Genomic DNA, 18,273 nt, shown 5'->3' with positions numbered 1-18,273 from the left:
AATAAACTTGCGTCCCGTGCACAACCGCCGGGTCAGGCCGCCAACGCCGCGTCGGCCACCAGGGCCGCTTGCGGCTGGTCGAGGAAGTAACCTTGAGCGTACAGTGGCCAAGCGTCCATGTCGGCGGCCGCTGCAATGGCCAGCGCCGTCTCGACCCGCTTGAAGATCAGCCTGACCCCGGCCGCCCGCGCCGCGTCCAGCAGCGGTTCGAGCGACACGCCGCCCGCCAGACAGCGCGCATCGAGCTTGACGGCATGGGGCCGCTGTTCCGCCACCATCCCCAGCGCCTGCGCCACCGAGGCCGCATTGAGCGCCAGCCGGAAACCGTTGCGCCGGTAATTGTCGGCCACGTAGTTGAGCAGCCATCCCTGCTGCGGCGTGGTGGCTGGCAGTTGCAGCACGATGCGGCCGAGCGGCAAATCGAGCGCGTCCAGAATGCGCTTGAACGCATGCCCATGATTGCTGCTGACCGCGCTGAGCAGCCGGTCGTGCACGCTCAGGTACAGGTCGTTTTGCCCGGCCGTGTCCTGGCGGAAGAAATTGATCGCGTGCAGCATGCGGCACAGCCGGTCGAGCTCGATCGATTCGTCGTCGCTGGCCGCATGGTCGAGCAGTTTCCACAGCGATAGCCCGGCATCGCCCGCCGAGGCACTGCGCGCCAATCCCTCATAGGCCACGATGCGGCCGCTGCCGAGGGCGCGGATGGGCTGGAAGGCGCTGGTGATGGTGCAGTTGAAATACTTGCCCTGGGCGCGGCCCGCCGAGTCCAGCCACACTTTGCTGGCCGGACGGTCCGTGCGGGACAACTGGGCCAGGTAAGTGTTCAAGGTAGGGAAAGGCATCGCATGTCTCGCTATGGGTAGAAAGCGGAAAGTCTAGCCTTGTAGGTTTCAGCGGCGAAGGAATCGTTTCGCCGATCGATATGCGGGCGGCGCATATGGCTGCTGGGTTCTTATGCGCAAAATGCATCTATCGAAACGCGAAAATAGTCGTTTGCAGACGCGCCCGCGCGGACTACGCTGGGGGCGACAGATGCAGAAAGGAAGCGACGCCCATGTGTGAATTACTCGGAATGAACAGCAGCAAGCCAGCGGCGCTGAACTTCAGCTTCGCCGGTTTCAGCGAGCGCGGCGGGCGCACCGGCGAGCACCGCGACGGCTGGGGCATCGCCTTCCACGAAGCGTCCGGCTGCCGCCTGATCATCGATGACCGCCCATCCATCGATTCGCCGCTGGCGCAGGCACTCAAGCACCATCCGGTCAAGGCCAGGAACGTGGTGGCGCATATCCGCAAGGCAACCCAGGGCGCGGTGGCGCCGCAAAACAGCCATCCTTTCACCCGCGTGCTGTGGGGTACGACCTGGTCGTTCGCCCACAACGGCAACCTGAGCAGCTTCCGTCCGGCGCCCGATCCGCATGTCGTCCCGGCCGGCGAAACCGACAGCGAGCGCGCCTTTTGCTACCTGCTGGCCGGCCTGCGGCGCCGCTTTCCGGTGCAGCCGCCCTCGCGCGCGGCCCTGTTTACAGCGGTGCAAACGATGGCGGCGGTCATCGCGCGCCACGGCAGCTTCAATTTCATCCTGTCGAACGGCGACTTTTTGCTGGCCCACTGCTCCACCGAGCTCCATTACGTGGTGCGCGCCTACCCGTTCGCCAGCGCCAGCCTGGTCGATTGCGACCTGCGCATCGATTTTCGCCAGCATAACCACCTGGACGACCAGATCGTCGTGATCGCCACCCTGCCCCTGACCACGGGCGAACAATGGCACCGTCTCGCGCCGGGCGAACTGACACTGTTTGCCGGCGGCGCGCCGCAAGCGATCCATCCCGGACCCGGCAGCGACAGCGGCAGCACGCCGCTGCGCCTGCTCATGAGTTACTGAATCACCCTCCCCCCACCAACGTAAAGGAACAGCATGGCTATCTCGGAAATCAATGTACGCAACCAGTTCAGGGGCAAGATCAAGGAAATCATCGCCGGCCCGGTGGTGTCGGAGGTCGATGTCGAAACGGCGCACGGCATCGTCACCTCGGTCATCACCAGCCGCTCGATCCTGGACCTGGACCTGAAGGTCGGCAGCGAGGTCATTGCCCTGGTCAAATCGACGGAGGTCTCGATCGCCAAGATTCAGTAGGCCGCCGCCTGCGCAAACGGCAAGGTATGATGGCGGCATGAAGATTGGCTTTTTGCTGTACTCATCCCTGTTTTCCTGTGCCATGGCGCTGCCCGCGCGCGGCGCCGAACTCGTGTTCGGCGTCTCGACCGGCAGCGCCATGCCCATGACCCGCTTCCTGCACGACGAGCTGGCCGGCGGCTTGCTCAAGGATGTGGGCGACGCCCTGGCGCGCGAACTGAACGTACGCCCGCGCTACCTGACCTTGCCGCGCAAGCGGGTCGAAGTCGCGCTGGCCAACGGTACGGTGGACCTGCTGTGCGACCTGCGTCCCGAATGGCTCGACGGCAAACGCTGGCAATGGTCGGACACCGTTTTTTCCAACAAGCAGATCATTGTCGGCCGTATTGACACCCCGCCCCTGACCACCCTGCGCGAACTGGCCGGCGCGCGCACCGGCACCATCACCGGCTACCGCTATCCCGCGCTGGAACGCGAACTGGGTGCGCAATTCGTGCGCGACGACACCGCCAGCGACGACCTGAATTTGCGCAAGCTGCTGCGCCGCCGCTTCGACTACATGCTCACCAATTCGCTGTATTACGATTACCAGCGGCGCGCCCACGCCGAGCGCGCGCGCCTGAGCCGCGCGGCCCTGACTGTCGAACCGTTTGACACCTACTGCGCGCTGCCGCCCGGCGGCAAGCTGACCCTGGCGCAAATAAACCATGCCTTGCTGGCGCTGCGCAAAAATGGCAGGATGCAAGCGATTCTGGAGAGCTACCAGCCCGCCAACTGAGCCGCTCAGGCCGCTTGTGCGGGATCAAGGCCGCGCACCCGACCGCATTTAGTATGACCTGAGGTCCACCACGCGCAGGTCCGCCATGCCATCCCTTTTTCCGAGCGATCCGCCCACCGCTGTCGACAGCCGGCATTTCCGCCAGGCGCTGTCGCAATTCGCCACCGGCGTCACCATCGTCACCACCGCCCTGCCCGACGGCCGCTTGGTTGGCGTCACCATCAATTCCTTCAATTCGGTGTCGCTCGACCCGCCGCTGGTGCTGTGGAGCCTGGCGCACACGGCCAGCAGCATGGCCGCGTTCGAGGCGGCCGGCGGCTACGTCATCAACGTCCTGGCCCACAACCAGGCCGATCTGGCGCAACGCTTTACCCGCTGCGGCGAAGACCGCTTCGATACGGTCGATTTCACGCTCTCTTCGCAGGGGATGCCGGTGCTGGCCGGCACCGTCGCGTCCTTCGAGTGCCGCGCGCGCAGCCGCTATGCCGAGGGCGACCATGTGATTTTCGTCGGCGCGGTCGAGCGCTGCCAGTTCCATCCGCACCGGTCGCTCGGGTTTCACCGCGGCCGGTTTATCGCCATCAGCTGACCGGGTGCCGCCATGAGCCATAACCTGCTGACCTTCGTCAACCACGCCTGCTTCCACCTCGCCAACGACCATACCGTGCTGCTGGCCGATCCCTGGGTCGAAGGGCCGGTCTTCAACAATGGCTGGAGCCTGCTCGACACCAGCACCTCCAACGCGGCCTTGATCCGCGAGCTGGCCGCGCTCAAGCGCACCACCTTCATCTGGTTCTCGCACGAGCATCCCGACCATTTTTCGGTGCCCTTCGTCAAACGCCTGCGGCGCGACTTCGCCGGCAAGGTCACCATGCTGTTCCAGCACACCAAGGACAAGCGCGTGGTCAATTTTTTGCGCAGCAATGGCTTCGATGTCATCGAATGCCTGCCCGGCGTGCCGGTCGCGCTCGACAACGATATGCGCATCACCGTGTTTCCCCACGCCGACGGCGATTCGTACTGCCTGATCAATTCGGGCGGACGCCACCTGCTCAACCTGAACGACTGCGCCCTGAGCAGCGCCGCCCAGTGCGCGCAGCTCAAGGCCAGTATCGCGCCGCTGTGCGAACGGGTCGACGTGCTGACGACCCAGTTCGGCTACGCCAACTGGGTCGGCAACCCCTTCCAGGCCGAGACGCGCTGCGCCGCCGCGGCCGAAAAACTGCACCGCATCAAGCTCCAGATCGAAGCCTTCGCGCCGAAAATCACGGTGCCCTTCGCGTCCTTCGTCGCCTTTGCCCACATCGACAATTGCTACATGAACGAGCACCAGAACACGCCGCGCCGCGTGGCGCAGTGGGCGCGGCTCGCGCGCGCCACCGACGCGGTACGCTTCCTGCAACCGGGCGATACCATCGCGCTGGGGGTGGACACGGCCGAAAGCTTGGCCTGGGCCAGCGACGCCGCCGTCGAACACTGGGAACGCCTGCTGGCCGTGCCGTGCGACCTGCTGCCCTCCGAGCCGCCGGCCACGCCGGCCCAGGTGCGCGCCGCCGCCGACACCTACCGCAAGGGCGCCATCGCCAACTTGCTGGGACTGCCCTGCCTGCTCGAACTGGCCGGACTGATCAAGCCGCTGGTGATCCGCATTCCCGACATTGCCATGACCATCCGCGTATCGTACCTGCGCGGCTGCACCGAACTGCACGACGACGAGTTCGCGGACATCTCGATGACCTCGCCCAGCGCGGTATTCCTGTTTGCCAACGAATACGGCTTCAACACGACCCACGTCAACGGCCGCTTCCGCGCCAGCGACGGCGGCGCGGTGCAGCGCTTCAGCCGTTTTTTCATGCCCCAGAACCTGGGCCGCCAGGGCTACGGCGTGCAGCATCCGCTGGCCACCCTGCGCTACCTGGGCGCCAGCCTGCTCGGCCGGCTGCGGCGGCGGGTGGCCGCCATGCAGCGGCTCCTGGCGAAGTAAGCCACAGCATCGTAAATACTTCTTCGCAGCAAGTTCAGCCCATGGTACATTTTCTCCATTGACTACCCGCTTCGGGTAGCGCTCAACAGGGGGATGACCATGAAAGCCATGATGAGGGCCGTTCTTGGCGGCGCCGCGTTCACCTTCGCGACGTCCTTTGCCGCGCAGGCGGCCGATACCAGCGCCGACGCGATCGCGATGGTGGACAAGGGCGTGGTCTTCCTGCAAAAGAATGGCAAGGATGCGCTGATCGCCGCCATCAACAGCAAGAGTCCCGAGTTCGTCAACGAGACGACCTACCTCACCATGCGCGCCCTCGACGGTACCCAGCTGGCGCACCCGACCAATCCCAAGCTGATCGGCAAGAACATGGTCGTGCTGCCCGATGCCGACGGCAAGCTGTTCCGAAAGGACATCATCGACCAGGCCAAGAAGACCGGCAAGGGTTGGGTCGATTACCGTTACAACAACCCGACCAGTGGCCAGATCGAGAAGAAATCGACGTATTTCTTCAAGAGCGGGGATGTGATTCTTGAGGCGGGGATTTACAAGGGCAAATAACCCGGCCTCGCTAACCTGAACTGCCCGCTGAAGCCATTACCGCCACAAACCTCAAAACCGTCGTTCCTGGCATTGCCAGAAACGACGGCGCTTAAGTTAGCGCCATTTGGAACCGGCCTCTGAGCTTGCACAGCTCCAAGAGATTTGAGGAATTTCATAGAAACTCGGACCTGCGCGGGAACGGCGGATCGTATGTTAACGGGCTTGCCATTCGCCCTTCGCACCCCATCTCGACTATTTTGGCATGAGCACCTTGCGCAATTGGTCAGACCACTTTAAAATGGCCTGACCAAAAAATGTGCAGGCCTCCATGCTCAAGAACGTCACACTCGCTCCCGACAGCTCCCTCGCGCACGAACCGCGGCTGTACCGCCTTGTCGCCGGACGCATCGAGGAACTGATCCGCGCTGAAGGAATCGGCGCCGGCGAACGCTTGCCGCCCGAACGCGAGATGGCGACCCGCATGGCGGTCAGCCGCGCCTCGCTGCGCGAAGCCCTCATCGCCCTGGAACTGCGCGGCGTGGTCGACGTGCGCGGCGGCTCCGGCGTGTATGTCAGCCGCGTCCAGCCTCCCCGCGCCGAGTTCGACGAAGGCGGCCCCGGCCCGTTCGAAGTGCTGGCCGCGCGCCGCCTGGTCGAAGCCGAGGTGTGCGCCAGCGCCGCCCGCATGGCCAGCGACAGCGCCATCGAAGCCATCCGCCGCGCCGTGGTCGACATGGAACGCCAGCACGACAATTACAGCAGCAACGAGCAGCTCGACCGCAACTTCCACCTGGCAATCGCCCGCGCCACCGGCAACAGCGCCATGGCCGGCGCCGTCGACCACTTGTGGAAACAGCGCGGCCGCCTGTGGCACAAGCTCAAGGAACATTTCCAGACCGAAGAACTGCGCCAGGCCACCCTGCTGGATCACCGCCGCATCCTCGATGCGATCGTGGCGCGCGATCCGGCCGGCGCCCACGCCGCCATGCGCGCCCACCTGGAACGGGTCACGCGCACCTTTTCACGAGGCTAAACACAGAGACACCCCGACATCCGTGGACAGCAGGCGCACAGAACGCCGCACCACCAAGGCAACCGTTACAGACCACGTCGACCCCGGCTCACGCCTTCGTCGCCGCGGCACAGGATACGCGAGGTGTCCTGACCAGCTTCCGCGCCGCGGCCGGGGGCTTTTGATGACAAACAATAATCCGCTGGAGACCGTCTCACATGAACAAGCAAATCAGCTCGACCCATTCGAAACTCGTATTGTCGTCCATCACCCTCGCGGTGCTGACGATGATGAACCAGGCCGCGGCCCAACAGGCCGATACGGCCATGCAGCGCGTCGAAGTGACCGGGTCGAGCATCAAGCGCCTGGCCACCGAGATGGCGCTGCCGGTATCGACCATCAAGGCCGATGAATTCACCAAGCGCGGCATGACCAGCCTGGCCGATGTGATGATGGCGCTGCCGCAATCGAACTCGCTGGCCCCGTCCAACGCCGGTTCCGGCACCAATATCAACCTGCGCGGCCTGGGCGTGAACCGCACCCTGGTGCTGCTCAACGGCCGCCGCCTGGCCAATGAAGCCATCGCCGACGGCTACGCCAACCTCGACGTCATCCCGATGAGCTCGCTGCTGCGCGTGGAAATCCTGCGCGACGGCGCTTCCTCGATCTACGGTTCGGACGCCATCGGCGGCGTGGTCAACTTCATCACCAAGAGCAAGGTCGAGGGCGGCAGCGTCACCGCCCAGTACGTGCAGCCTGAAAAATCGGGCGGCGGCGACGAGCAGCGCCTGTCCGCCACCTTCGGCAAGGGCAAGCTGGCCACCGACGGCTGGAATATCTACGGCACCATCGATGGCCGCCAGCGCAGCCGCCTGGCCGCGCGCGACCGCGCCGAGCTGAGCTCGAACGAACTGCTCACCAGCATCGGGCGCTCCCCGACCCTGGGCAGCGGCGGCTACGCCTCTCCCGCCAATTTCACCACCGCCACCAACAAGAATGCCGCCAACCCGTACTACAAGACCGGCTGCGCGGCGCCCTACTCGATCCAGGGCGCCAAGAACACCTGCATCATCGATAACAACGAGTACGGCACCGCCCTGCACGAAACCAGGCAGCTGACCTTTTACGCGCGCGGCACCAAGCAGATCTCGGACGACCATACCTTGAGCCTGGACTACATGCGCGGCGAGTCGACCATCATTTCGGCGCGCAACCCGACCCAAAGCGTGACCGCCAAGGGCATGCCCGCGCGCGTGCCGGCCGGCAGCAAATGGTATCCGGGCGGCACCGGCGGCGTGCCCGCCGTGGCCGGCCTGAAAGGCGAACCGCTGACGGTGACCTGGAGCGTGGCCGACCTCGGTCTTGCCAGCAACAAGGACGTGCAGCTGAACCAGCGCCTGGCGCTGGTCGACGAAGGCAAGATCGGCGAGTGGGATTACAAAGGCGGCCTGGTGTACGGCCACAGCGGCCGCAAGAACTATTACAACGGCGGCTATGTCAGCGGCCCGGGCTTGAATACCGGCCTGGCCAGCGGCGTGCTCAATCCATTCGGCCTGCAGGATGAAGCCGGCAAAAGCTACCTGCGCGACATCTCGGTCGACGGCCAGTTGAACCGCGATTCGACCAGTACCTTCGCCGGTGTTGACGCCACCGCCAGCCGCACCTTGATGCAATTGCCGGGCGGCTCCCTGGCGATGGCGGTCGGGGTCGACATCCACCGCGACACCACCGAAGACACGCGCCTGCCGATCACCAATGAAGTGAGCTACGCCAACGCCTCGTCCTCGCATGGCGAAGGCGCGCGCAACGTCTCGGCCCTGTACGCCGAGCTCGATATCCCGATCAGCAAGCAACTGACCATCAACCTGGCCGCGCGCGACGATTACTTCAGCGACTTCGGCAACACCTTCAACCCGAAAGCAAGCTTCCGCTACGAGCCATCGAAAACCCTGATGTTGCGCGGCTCGGCCAACACGGGCTTCCGCGCGCCGACCCTGTTCGACCGCTACGGCTACCGCCTGCCCGGCTCGAACGGCAACACCGCCGCCAAATGGGACGATCCCACCCTCTGCCCCGGCGGTAAACCTGGCGTGGCCGGCAGCGGCACCGCCGTGCCGGGCACGGTGGCTTCGGAAGTGTGCAACGTGGCCCTGCCCAAGCAGACCGGCAGCAACGACCAGCTGACCCCGGAAACCTCGCGCGGCTGGACCCTGGGCATGGTGGTGGAACCGGTCAAGAACCTGACCCTGTCGCTCGACTACTGGAACATCCGCATGAAGGACATGCTGGCCAACCTGCCCGAGCAAGCCTACTTCCAGGACCCGGTCAAGTACAAGGACCTGTTCGTGCGCAACCCGGACGGATCGCTAGCCTACATCAAGAACGTGACGATGAACCTGGGCGGCCAGAAAACCGCCGGCATCGACCTGACCGCCACCTATGCGCTGCCGCGCATGGATATCGGCGAGTTCAACTTCCAGCTCGACGGCACCTACCTGACCCAGTTCGACAACCAGCTGGAAAAGGATGGCCCGTACGTGTCGAACGTGGGCCGCTTCGGCCTGGCCAGCAACGGCACCACCAGCAACTTCCCGATTATCACCTACCGCTGGAAGCACACCCTGAAAATGAACTGGAAGCGCGGCGACTGGAGTTCGCAGCTGACCCAGAACTACAACTCGCACTACGAAGACCAGAACCTGGTGGCGGCCGAATACCAGCGCGAAATCAAGCCCTACTCGGTATGGAACCTGACCGGCACCTACAGCGGCTTCAAGAACATCAGCATCGTGGCCGGCATCACCAATATGTTCGATGAAAATCCGCCGGTCACCAACCACAGCGGCTACACCTTCGGTTACCTGAGCAGCGCGGCCAGCCCGATCGGCCGTTCGTACAATCTGCGCATGACGTACAACTTCTGATCAGGAAGGCAATTCATGAACAAGCATCCGATCGACACCCGGCGCCGCGCCCTCCTGCGCGGCGCCGGGGCCGCGGGGCTGGCCCTGGGCGGCGGCATCGCCCTGCCGGCCAGGGCCGGCGACCAGCCGTCCGACCCCTGGCAAAAGGCGCAAGCCATCGCCGCCAGCTTCAAGACGCCGCTGGCATTTCGCAAGCAAGACTTCCCGATCACCGCGCACGGCGCCAGGCCGTGCAAGGTCACCAGCGTGAAAGGCTACACCGGCCACCACGAGACCGGCATGGTCGCCACGCCGGCCGCCGGCGCGCACGACTGCTATCCGGCCATTCGCGCGGCGATTGCCGCCTGCGCCAGGGCGGGCGGTGGACGGGTGGTGATTCCCGCCGGCGCCTGGCTGTGCAAGGGCCCGATCGTGCTGCGCTCGAACGTGCATGTGCATTTGAAATCCGGTGCGCACGTCTTCTTCAGCAACGACCCCGACGATTTCGCCCGCTACGGCGAGGTCGACTGCGGCCCCAACGGCAAGCTGACCCTGTCGCGCTGGCAGAGCAACGATTGCCTGAACTATTCGCCGCTGGTGTACGCCCACAAGCAAAACAATATCGCCCTCACCGGCGAGGACTGGACCAGCATTCTGGACGGCCAGGGCGGCGTGCCGCTGCACGGCGGCGACTGCTGGTGGGATTGGAAGAGCAAGCGCGGCGGGGCCGCCGAGCCGCGTTCGCAAGTGGCGCTCAATCCGGCCAATCCGGCCAGCATCCTGGCCATGGCGCCCGAGCTCGACGCCGACCAGGTCAAGCTGATCGAAGGCGACGGCAGCCGCTGGCGCAGCGATGAAATCTACCTGCCATCCTTGTCGGAAGCGGGCGTGCCGGCCGGCAAGCGCGTGTTCGGGCGCGGCCACTACCTGCGTCCGTGCATGATCGAGTTCATCGATTGCAGCGGGGTGCTGCTCAAGGGTTACCAGGTCAACCAGGCGCCGTTCTGGCAGCACCACCCGGTGGCCTGCCGCAATCTCGAAATGCGCAAGGTCCACATGGACAGCATGGGTCCGAACAGCGATGGATTCGATCCGGAAGCCTGCGATAACGTGCTGGTGGAAGACTGCACCTTCAATACCGGAGACGATTGCATTGCGATCAAGGCCGGCAAGAACCTGGACACGCAATACGGCCCGACCCGGAATGTGCTGATCCAGAACTGCATCATGAACAGCGGCCACGGCGGCGTGACCCTGGGCAGCGAAATGTCGGGCGGCATCGAGCATGTGTACGCGCAGGATATCGAGTTCCGCAACGTGAACTGGGCCACCAGTCCGCTCGCCACGGCCATCCGCATGAAGGCGAACATGAACCGGGGCGGCTTCCTCAAGCACTTTTACGTGCGCAACGTGACGATGCCGAACGGGGTGCAGACCACGCCGCAGTTCTACAATCCCCTGCCCGGTTCGCCCATCGCCCCAAAAACCGTGTCGTCCTCGGCTGGCGCAGTGATCACCATCGATTGCGATTACATGCCCACCGCCGACAACGTGCGCACGCGCCCGCCGGTGGTGTCGGACGTGCACATCTCCAACGTCAAGGTAGGCAATGTAAAAACTGGCGCGGGCACGTTCTCGTGCTACCAGGCCATCATGCTGCTCGGTCCGGTCGCCTTCGATTACAACGGCAACGACCCGTCCTTGATCGTGCCGATTACCGGCATCAGCATCACCGACTGCGATTTCGGCACCCCGGCCAACGCCGGGAATCCCTGGTTCGCCTACAACGTGAAGTCGGCCACCCTGACCAACGTGACCATCGCCGGCAAGGTGTACAACACCACCGTGACGGCGTGAGCAATCCTGTTTTTTAATGAGGTAATGACGATGTAGCTGTGGTTTCACTTACTGGACGACAAAAAAAATGAAAACAAAAATCATCTTGGAGACACTCGCGGTCGTGGCACTGACCGCGGGGCAAGCAATCGCGGCACCCCTGCCGCTGCAACACAGCACCATCAGCGCGGCCTATAAAGGCTCCGCCGATGGCATGCTGGGCCTGGACCAGCTGTTCGCGCCGGTGCCCGGCTCGAACGTGACGGCCATCGATCCCGGCGGCGCCAACGGGGTCGAATTTCTCAGCGCCGACTTCCTGTTCGGCATCGACTTCGCCGAAGACGGCGTGATGACGGTCTATAACAACGGCCCCGTGGCCGCCGGGGCGTACAGCATGCGCTTCGATTTCGGCGCCAGCCTGGCCGCGCCCCTGGCCCGCTTCACCCTGATCGACAGCAGCGCCGTGGGTGGCATTCCCGTGCTGAGCCTGATCGATGGCCACACCATCGGCCTCGATCTGTCCGCGCTCGACTGGGGCGCCGGCTTCACCAGCTTCAGCGCGCGCCTCGATGCGGCGCCCTCGCCCGTGCCGGAACCGGCCACGGTCACCCTGATGCTGGCCGGCCTGGCCAGCATCGTGTTCGCGCGCCGCCGCGTCTCACAAGCCTAGTCACCGGAGAATCCAATGAATGAAGCACCTATCAGGGCCGCCGCCATCGGCGCCGCCCTGCTGATGGCGGCCGCCTGTAGCCAGGCCGGCGCCGCCGTCGACCCCGCGCGCCAGAGCGCTCCCGCCGACGGCTGGGCCAGCCAATCCGGCGGCACCGTGGGCGGCGCCAATGCCGTCACCGAACAGATTTACACCGTGGCCGACCGCGCCCAGCTGCTGGCCGCCCTGCGCAACGGCGGCAACACCAGCAAGATCATCAAGCTCGCCGGCATCATCGACATGAGCGGCGGCGTGCCCTACATCAGCACCGGTGACCAAGCCGCGCGCGGCGCCATCCGCCTCGGCAGCAACACCACCCTGATCGGCGCCGGGGCCAATGCCGGCATCGTCAACGGCCACATCTCCGTGCTGAATGTCGAGCAAGTGATCATCCGCAACCTCAAGATCGTCAACCCCTGCGACGTCGGCCCCATCTGGGACCCGCTCGACGGCGCCAGCGGCAACTGGAACTCGGCCTACGATGCGATCGGCATTTCCAATTCGCACCACGTCTGGATCGACCACAACAGCTTCACCGACGCCCCGCTGACCGACGACTTGCAAGCCATCGAAAACGGCAAGCACAAGCAGTGCCATGACGGCACGGTCGACATCACCAACGCCGCCGACCTGGTCACGGTGTCGTACAACCATTTCGGCCAGCACAACAAGAATAACCTGATCGGGTCGAGCGACACCTCCACCATCGACGAAGGCAAGTTGCGCGTCACTTTCAGCAACAATGTGGTCGCCGATGTCACCCAGCGCTCGCCACGGGTGCGCTTCGGCATGGTCCATCTGTTCAACAATTACTACATGGGCAGCAAGGCGGCGCCGATTTATCCCCATCTGTACAGCGTGGGGGTGGGCCAGAGCGCCAAAATCCTGTCGGATAACAACGTCTTCGCCATCTCCGGCGCCGCCAGCTGTGCCGATATCGTTTCCTCGCCGAGCGGCAGCGGCGGCACTTTCAGCGACAAGGGCTCGCTGCTGAACGGCGCGCCCTTGCCGGCCTGCGCTGTGGCGCCGGCTACCTGGAGCGCGCCCTATCCGTTCACGCCGCGGCCGGTGGCCCTGGTCAAGGCCAACGCCCTGGCGCAAGCCGGCGGCGGCAAGCTGAGCACCAGCATCACGGGCAGCGGCGACACCAGCACCGACACCGTGCCGACCCTGTCCTGCCCCGCCAGCGGGCTGTATTTCTGCGACGACTTCCAGGATGGATCGAACGCGCGCTGGAACCTGCTGCCGCTGACCGGCCCGAACGGCGCCTTCGCCGTGCAGCTGGACGGCTCCGGCGGCACCAACAAGGTGCTGCAATACACGGCAGCCAGCACGGGCGGCATCCTGGCGCTGGTCAAGCCGGATGCGTTCAAGGGCGTGCCCTCGGGCGATTATTTCGTCGAGGCGCGCATCCGTCCGCTGACCAACAGCACTACCGGCAACAAGCAGTTGTACCTGATCACACGCTACGTCGATCCGGCCAACTGGTACGGCGCCGGTCTGAACGTGCAAAACACCACGGCCAGCACGCAGGTCGAGATCGCCCGCATGCTGGGCAACAGCTTGAGCAAGATCAAGCAAGCCAAGCGCGCCATTGCCATGGATGCCCAGTTCTACACCGTACGCTTCGAGATGATCGGCAGCACCCTGACCCTGTATCTCGATGGCGAAAACCTGGGTTCAGTGACCGATGCCAGCTTCGCCGCGCGCGGCCTGATCGGCCTGTACACGACCAACAAATCGTTCCAGATCGACGATGTGCGGGTCGGCGATCCACGGATAAAACCGGTGCAGCTGACCCTCAACCCGCAGCCGCTGGCTTACACGGCCGAAGCGGGCGATGCGCCCCTCGTGATCAACGTGGGCGCGAAAAAAGGCGACGGCAGCATCGATAGCTTCACGGTGGAGTCAAGCAGGCCGGGCGTGGTGAGCGTGGCCACCGACGGCGCCATCGTCACCCTGACCCCGCTGGCGGCCGGCAGCGCCAGGATCGTCTTCACCAGCGGCGCCGATCCCACCTTGTCGCGCAGCATCAGCGCCACCATCGCACCGGGCTTCGTGCAGCCGACCCAGACCTATCGGCTCGACGGCGCCAGCTTCCCGTCCGCGGGTGCCATCGATGAAGCCATCGACAGCCCGCTGACCCTGGCCTTCGACAGAGCGCCCACGCTGGGCACGGGCGGCACCATCCGCATCTTCCGCAAGAGCGACGATGCGCTGGTCGACGTGATCCGCCTCGCCGACGAAGTCGACACTATCGGCTACGCCGGGCAAGACCGCTTGCGCAGGGTGCGCTACCTGCCGGTGCACATCAACGGCAACACGGTGACCATCAAGCCGCACAACAACCGCCTCGCTTACGGCACGGCCTATTACGTGGCGATTGCCGACGGCGTTTTCACAAACACGACCCTGGGCGGCACCCCGTTCCACGGCATCGGCAAGGCGGGTAGCTGGAATTTTGCCACCAAAGCCGGCGCGCCGACCGGCGCCAGCCTCACCGTGGATGACGACGGCCCGGCCGATTTCCGCACCGTGCAGGGCGCGATCAACCATGCCAGCGCCGCCTTCGCCAAGGCCGAGCCGGTGACCATCACGGTGCGCAACGGCAGCTATGAAGAATTGCACTACCTGCGCGGCAAGGATAATCTGACGATCAAGGGCGAAACCCGGGACGGCGTCGTGATTTTCTACACCAACCACGATACGCTCAACCCCGGCACCGGCGCGAGCGAGGCGCCGGGTGGCAGCGGCAGCCCGCTGGGCGGGCGTTCCGTGCTGATGGTGGAAGCGGCCGACATGCTCACCCTCGACAAGCTGACCCTGAAAAACACCACCCTGCGCTCGCCCGCCATCTCGGCCCAGGCCGAAGCGCTCTACTTCAACAGCGATGGCCGCCTGGTCGCCAGCAACGCCAGTTTTTTGAGCGAACAGGACACCCTGAACCTGAAGGGCTACGCCTGGTTTTACCGTTCCCTGGTGGCCGGCAACGTCGACTTCATCTGGGGCAGCGCGCGCGCCGCCCTGTTCGAGGAAAGCGAGATCCGCAGCGTGGGCGACAGCACCAGCGCCAGCGGTGGCGGCTATGTGCTGCAGGCGCGCGTGCCGAACGCGGCCGACAAAGGCTTCGTTTTCCTCAACAGCAGCCTGACCCACGGTCCCGGCCCCGGCCCCTTGCACGGCGACATCCCCGACGGCGCCACTTGGCTCGCGCGCAGCCCCGGCGGCACGGCCAGCTGGGACAATATCGCCTTCATCAACTGCAAGATGGATACCCACGTGGCCCCGGCCGGCTGGGCGGGCCTGGGTGTGAACGGCCAGCCGGCGCCCAACCCGGTCCAGCCGAATGCCATGTCGGGCTGGCGCGAGCATGGCAGCACCGACCTGCAGGGCGCGCCCTTGAACCTGCGGGCGCGCAGCGGCGGCTACCTGCTGAGCGACGAGGAAGTGGCGGCCGGATTTGCCACCCGCGCTCAGGTATTTTCCGCATGGAGTAGCGGCCTCGGCTGGAATCCATAGAACGCATGGGGAGCGCCGCGTCAAGTGGCGTTACCCCCATCCAACAAGAGTAAATACATATAGGAATCTTAACCGCAAGACATGCTAAGCTTGATGGGATGCAACGCCTAAGCGGGTGCGCTCGCTGAAATGTTCTCCCGAAAGAGTCAACATGAAGATTCGGTCCTTCCTTGCGATGATGATCGTGGCGGCGCTGGCGCCGGTGATCCTGTTTTCCACCGTGCCGCTGAGCCGCCTGATCCAGGCCGAGCGCGATGCCGCCGTCCTCTCCATGAAACTGGCGGCGCGCGCCACCTCGATCGCGGTCGACAGCCAGTGGCACCAGGCCATCGGCCTGATCCGTGGACTGAGCAGCTCGAACAAGCTGGAATCGGGGCAATTGGCCCAGTTCGGCATCAAGGCGCGCACCATGGCCGGCAACGAAGGCGCGTACATCGAACTGTTCGACGATCGCGGGCAGTTGCTGGTCGACACCACCCTCCCGCCCGACGTGCCCCTGCCCGACACCCGCGCCAGGCAGCGCGTCCGCATCGAGCGCATGCTCTCGAGCTCGGCGTACGCGATCTCCGATCTCCAGCCCGGCAAACTGCCCGACACCTACGTGGTCGAAGTCGACTATCCCGTGTTCCTCGACAATGGCGTGCGCTATGTGCTCGGCTACGGTTTCGACGTCGACGACCTGATGCGCGCCCTGCCCGCGCCCGATGCCGAGGGCACCACCTTCGCCGTGTACGACCGCAATGGCCGCCTGCTGGCCAGCAACGGCAAGCACGCGGCCGTGGGCAGCCTGGCGCCGGCGCCGATGCTGGTCGCCATCCGCCTGCACGAAAGCGGCCTGGTCAAAACGCCGGATGGCCGCTACGCGATGCTGACCGCGTCCACTGTGTCGGGCTGGTGGGTGGCCATGTCGGCGCCGCGCGCCACCATCGACGGCACCGCGCGCCGCACGGTGCTCTATTCGGTATCGGGCCTGCTGATCGCCCTGCTGCTGGCCGGCGCCGCCGCCCTGCTGTTCAGCGCGCGCGTATCGCGCGCCATTGCCCGCACCGGCGAAGCGGCGCGCGCCATGGTGGGCGGGCCGACCCGGCTGCCCCAGTTTTCCGGCATTGCCGAAGTCGACCGGCTCGACCAGAACGTGTATCTGGGGGCCCATCTGCTGGCCAGCGCCTCGGCCGAGCGCGAACGCTTGCTGTCCGAAGCGCAGCAGGCGCGCGAAATCGCCGAGGGCCAGAACCGCTCCAAGGATGAGTTCCTGGCCATGCTGGGACACGAATTGCGCAATCCCATGGCGCCGATCAGCACGGCGGCCCACCTGCTGCGCATGCCCAACATCTCGCCCGAGCAGATGCGCCAGGCGGGCGAGATCATTGCGCGCCAGGTCGACCATATGAACCACCTGGTCAATGACTTGCTGGACGTGTCGAGGGTGACGCGCGGCCTGATCACCCTGGAAAAGAAACCGGTCTCCTTGCGCGCCATCCTGGCCGCCGCCGTCGAGCAAACCACAGGCAGCATGCACAAGGGCGGACACCAGTTCGACACCTTCTGCGGCGACGAAGAATACTGGGTGCGCGGCGACGCCACGCGCCTGATCCAGGTGCTGACCAACCTGCTGGTCAATGCCGCCAAGTATTCACCGCCGCAATCCTCGATCAGGGTAACCCTGGCGCGCGACGGCGAGCGCATCAGCATCGAGGTGAGCGACAACGGCAACGGCATCGAGCCGGAACTGTTGCCGCGCATTTTCGACCTGTTTTCGCAAGGCCGGCGCACCCCGGACCGGACCACCGGCGGCCTGGGACTGGGCCTGGCGCTGGTGCGCAAGCTGGTGGAATTGCACGGCGGCAGCGTGATCGCCTACAGCGAGGGTGTGGGCAAAGGCAGCCGCTTCACCATCGAATTGCCGGCGGCGGACCTGCGCGCCGCCGACATGGCCGGCCTGGCCATGGCCGAGGGTGCCAGCGTGGCCTGAGGCGCCCGTCCGCAGCGCCGGCCGCTACGGGCTCTGGCGGCGACGTTCCGGCAGCGGCGCGCCCGGCGCCGCATCCCTGAACCCGTACGCGTGATAAATCCGCTCGATGCTCTTGTCGGCGATCATCGCATGGACGATGCCATTGAGCCGGGCCACCTCGTCATCGCGCATGCTGTTGTTGCAAGCGACGAACATGGGGATGGTGGCGAAGGTCAGCAGCGGTTCGACCTTGTCCACGCCCTGCTCGCGCATCAGATAAGTGGCTGGCAGCTCGGCGCTCGCCCACAGGTCAATCCGGCGCCTGAGCAATTTTGGCGGGTTAAGATGATCCGCGGCCACCAGCGCGACCCGAATGTGATTGCCCTTTAAGATGGGAATGGAAAGATCGTCGATGATCGTGCCAACCAGATAAGGGCGGGCGTCGTGCAACTGGCGTAGTCTGATGTTGCTGTCGCGCAGGCCAAAAAACATCCAGCGGCTGTGACCGATCGGACCGATCCACTTGAATTTTTGCTCGCGCTCCGCTGTCCTGCCCACCATGATCTGGCAAGTATCGGGGGTAGCGGCAGTCAATGCCAGGCCACGGGCCCAGGGAACGGTGTCGATCGCGCCGGCATGCACACCGGCGCGCCGCATGAGCTCATCGACGATATCGCTTGCAATGCCGGCCACTTTGCCGCTGCCCGGGTGTTTCCAACTGTACGGAGCCCACTCCAGGGCATACAGGGTGAGCGCGCCCGCGGCATGGGCTCCGGCGCTCCACCCGCACAGCGCAGCGGCAAGCACGCCCTTGAGCGCCACGATGGCGGCCAAGCGGCGCCAGCGTGGCTGGCATGGCATGGATCGCATGCGCTCAATGAGCAAGACCGTCCATGCTTGTATG

14 protein-coding genes are annotated in these 18,273 nt (G+C 65.0%); 12 read left to right on the top strand and 2 right to left on the bottom strand.

The genetic code is table 11. The features are described 5' to 3' along the window. Nucleotides 1–32: 32 nt before the first annotated feature. Nucleotides 33–842, bottom strand: coding sequence for an EAL domain-containing protein (locus tag IV454_RS20455; RefSeq protein WP_206087581.1), 810 nt, complete (start codon nt 840–842; stop codon nt 33–35). 212 nt (nt 843–1,054) lie between these two features. On the opposite strand from IV454_RS20455, the gene IV454_RS20450 reads away from it, so the two are divergent. The 12 genes from IV454_RS20450 to IV454_RS20395 all read left to right on the top strand — a co-directional run bounded on the left by IV454_RS20450 (nt 1,055) and on the right by IV454_RS20395 (nt 17,390). Then, on the top strand, nt 1,055–1,882 hold the full coding sequence (locus tag IV454_RS20450) for a class II glutamine amidotransferase (protein ID WP_206087580.1): 828 nt from the start codon (nt 1,055–1,057) through the stop codon (nt 1,880–1,882). A 33-nt stretch (nt 1,883–1,915) separates the two neighbouring features. Next, nucleotides 1,916–2,134 (top strand): TOBE domain-containing protein, encoded by a 219-nt coding sequence (locus IV454_RS20445; protein WP_206087579.1) that lies wholly within the window; start codon nt 1,916–1,918, stop codon nt 2,132–2,134. A 37-nt stretch (nt 2,135–2,171) separates the two neighbouring features. Then, a complete protein-coding gene (locus tag IV454_RS20440) occupies nt 2,172–2,912 on the top strand; it encodes a substrate-binding periplasmic protein (RefSeq protein ID WP_206087578.1) in 741 nt (246 codons plus the stop codon). Between the two features lie 85 nt (nt 2,913–2,997). After that, nucleotides 2,998–3,501: a flavin reductase family protein gene (locus tag IV454_RS20435; RefSeq protein WP_206087577.1), complete on the top strand. Its 504-nt coding sequence runs from the start codon at nt 2,998–3,000 to the stop codon at nt 3,499–3,501. Nucleotides 3,502–3,513: 12 nt separating this feature from the next. Next, on the top strand, nt 3,514–4,896 hold the full coding sequence (locus IV454_RS20430; protein ID WP_206087576.1) for an MBL fold metallo-hydrolase: 1,383 nt from the start codon (nt 3,514–3,516) through the stop codon (nt 4,894–4,896). A gap of 99 nt (nt 4,897–4,995) precedes the next feature. After that, the gene (locus tag IV454_RS20425) at nt 4,996–5,457 is read left to right on the top strand and encodes a cache domain-containing protein (RefSeq protein WP_229521741.1); all 462 of its coding nucleotides are present in this window, start codon (nt 4,996–4,998) and stop codon (nt 5,455–5,457) included. Between the two features lie 310 nt (nt 5,458–5,767). Further along, the gene (locus IV454_RS20420) at nt 5,768–6,472 is read left to right on the top strand and encodes a FadR/GntR family transcriptional regulator (protein ID WP_206087575.1); all 705 of its coding nucleotides are present in this window, start codon (nt 5,768–5,770) and stop codon (nt 6,470–6,472) included. A 197-nt stretch (nt 6,473–6,669) separates the two neighbouring features. Then, nucleotides 6,670–9,375, top strand: coding sequence for a TonB-dependent receptor (locus IV454_RS20415; RefSeq protein WP_206087574.1), 2,706 nt, complete (start codon nt 6,670–6,672; stop codon nt 9,373–9,375). A gap of 15 nt (nt 9,376–9,390) precedes the next feature. Continuing rightward, the gene (locus tag IV454_RS20410; protein WP_206087573.1) at nt 9,391–11,211 is read left to right on the top strand and encodes a glycoside hydrolase family 28 protein; all 1,821 of its coding nucleotides are present in this window, start codon (nt 9,391–9,393) and stop codon (nt 11,209–11,211) included. 67 nt (nt 11,212–11,278) lie between these two features. After that, nucleotides 11,279–11,860 carry a PEP-CTERM sorting domain-containing protein gene (locus IV454_RS20405; protein WP_206087572.1) on the top strand — a complete coding sequence of 194 codons (582 nt, stop codon included), beginning with the start codon at nt 11,279–11,281 and terminating at the stop codon, nt 11,858–11,860. A gap of 15 nt (nt 11,861–11,875) precedes the next feature. Then, the gene (locus IV454_RS20400) at nt 11,876–15,418 is read left to right on the top strand and encodes a pectinesterase family protein (protein WP_206087571.1); all 3,543 of its coding nucleotides are present in this window, start codon (nt 11,876–11,878) and stop codon (nt 15,416–15,418) included. Between the two features lie 151 nt (nt 15,419–15,569). Continuing rightward, on the top strand, nt 15,570–17,390 hold the full coding sequence (locus IV454_RS20395; protein WP_206087570.1) for a sensor histidine kinase: 1,821 nt from the start codon (nt 15,570–15,572) through the stop codon (nt 17,388–17,390). 24 nt (nt 17,391–17,414) lie between these two features. Here IV454_RS20395 and IV454_RS20390 read toward each other — a convergent pair whose 3' ends face one another. Then, on the bottom strand, nt 17,415–18,203 hold the full coding sequence (locus IV454_RS20390) for a substrate-binding periplasmic protein (protein WP_206087569.1): 789 nt from the start codon (nt 18,201–18,203) through the stop codon (nt 17,415–17,417). Nucleotides 18,204–18,273: the final 70 nt, after the last annotated feature.

The organism is Massilia antarctica (assembly GCF_015689335.1).
In the GTDB taxonomy this organism is placed as follows: domain Bacteria; phylum Pseudomonadota; class Gammaproteobacteria; order Burkholderiales; family Burkholderiaceae_D; genus Telluria_A; species Telluria_A antarctica.
The sequence above is the reverse complement of the archived record's forward strand: the minus strand, read 5'-3'. Positions and strand labels throughout refer to the sequence as shown.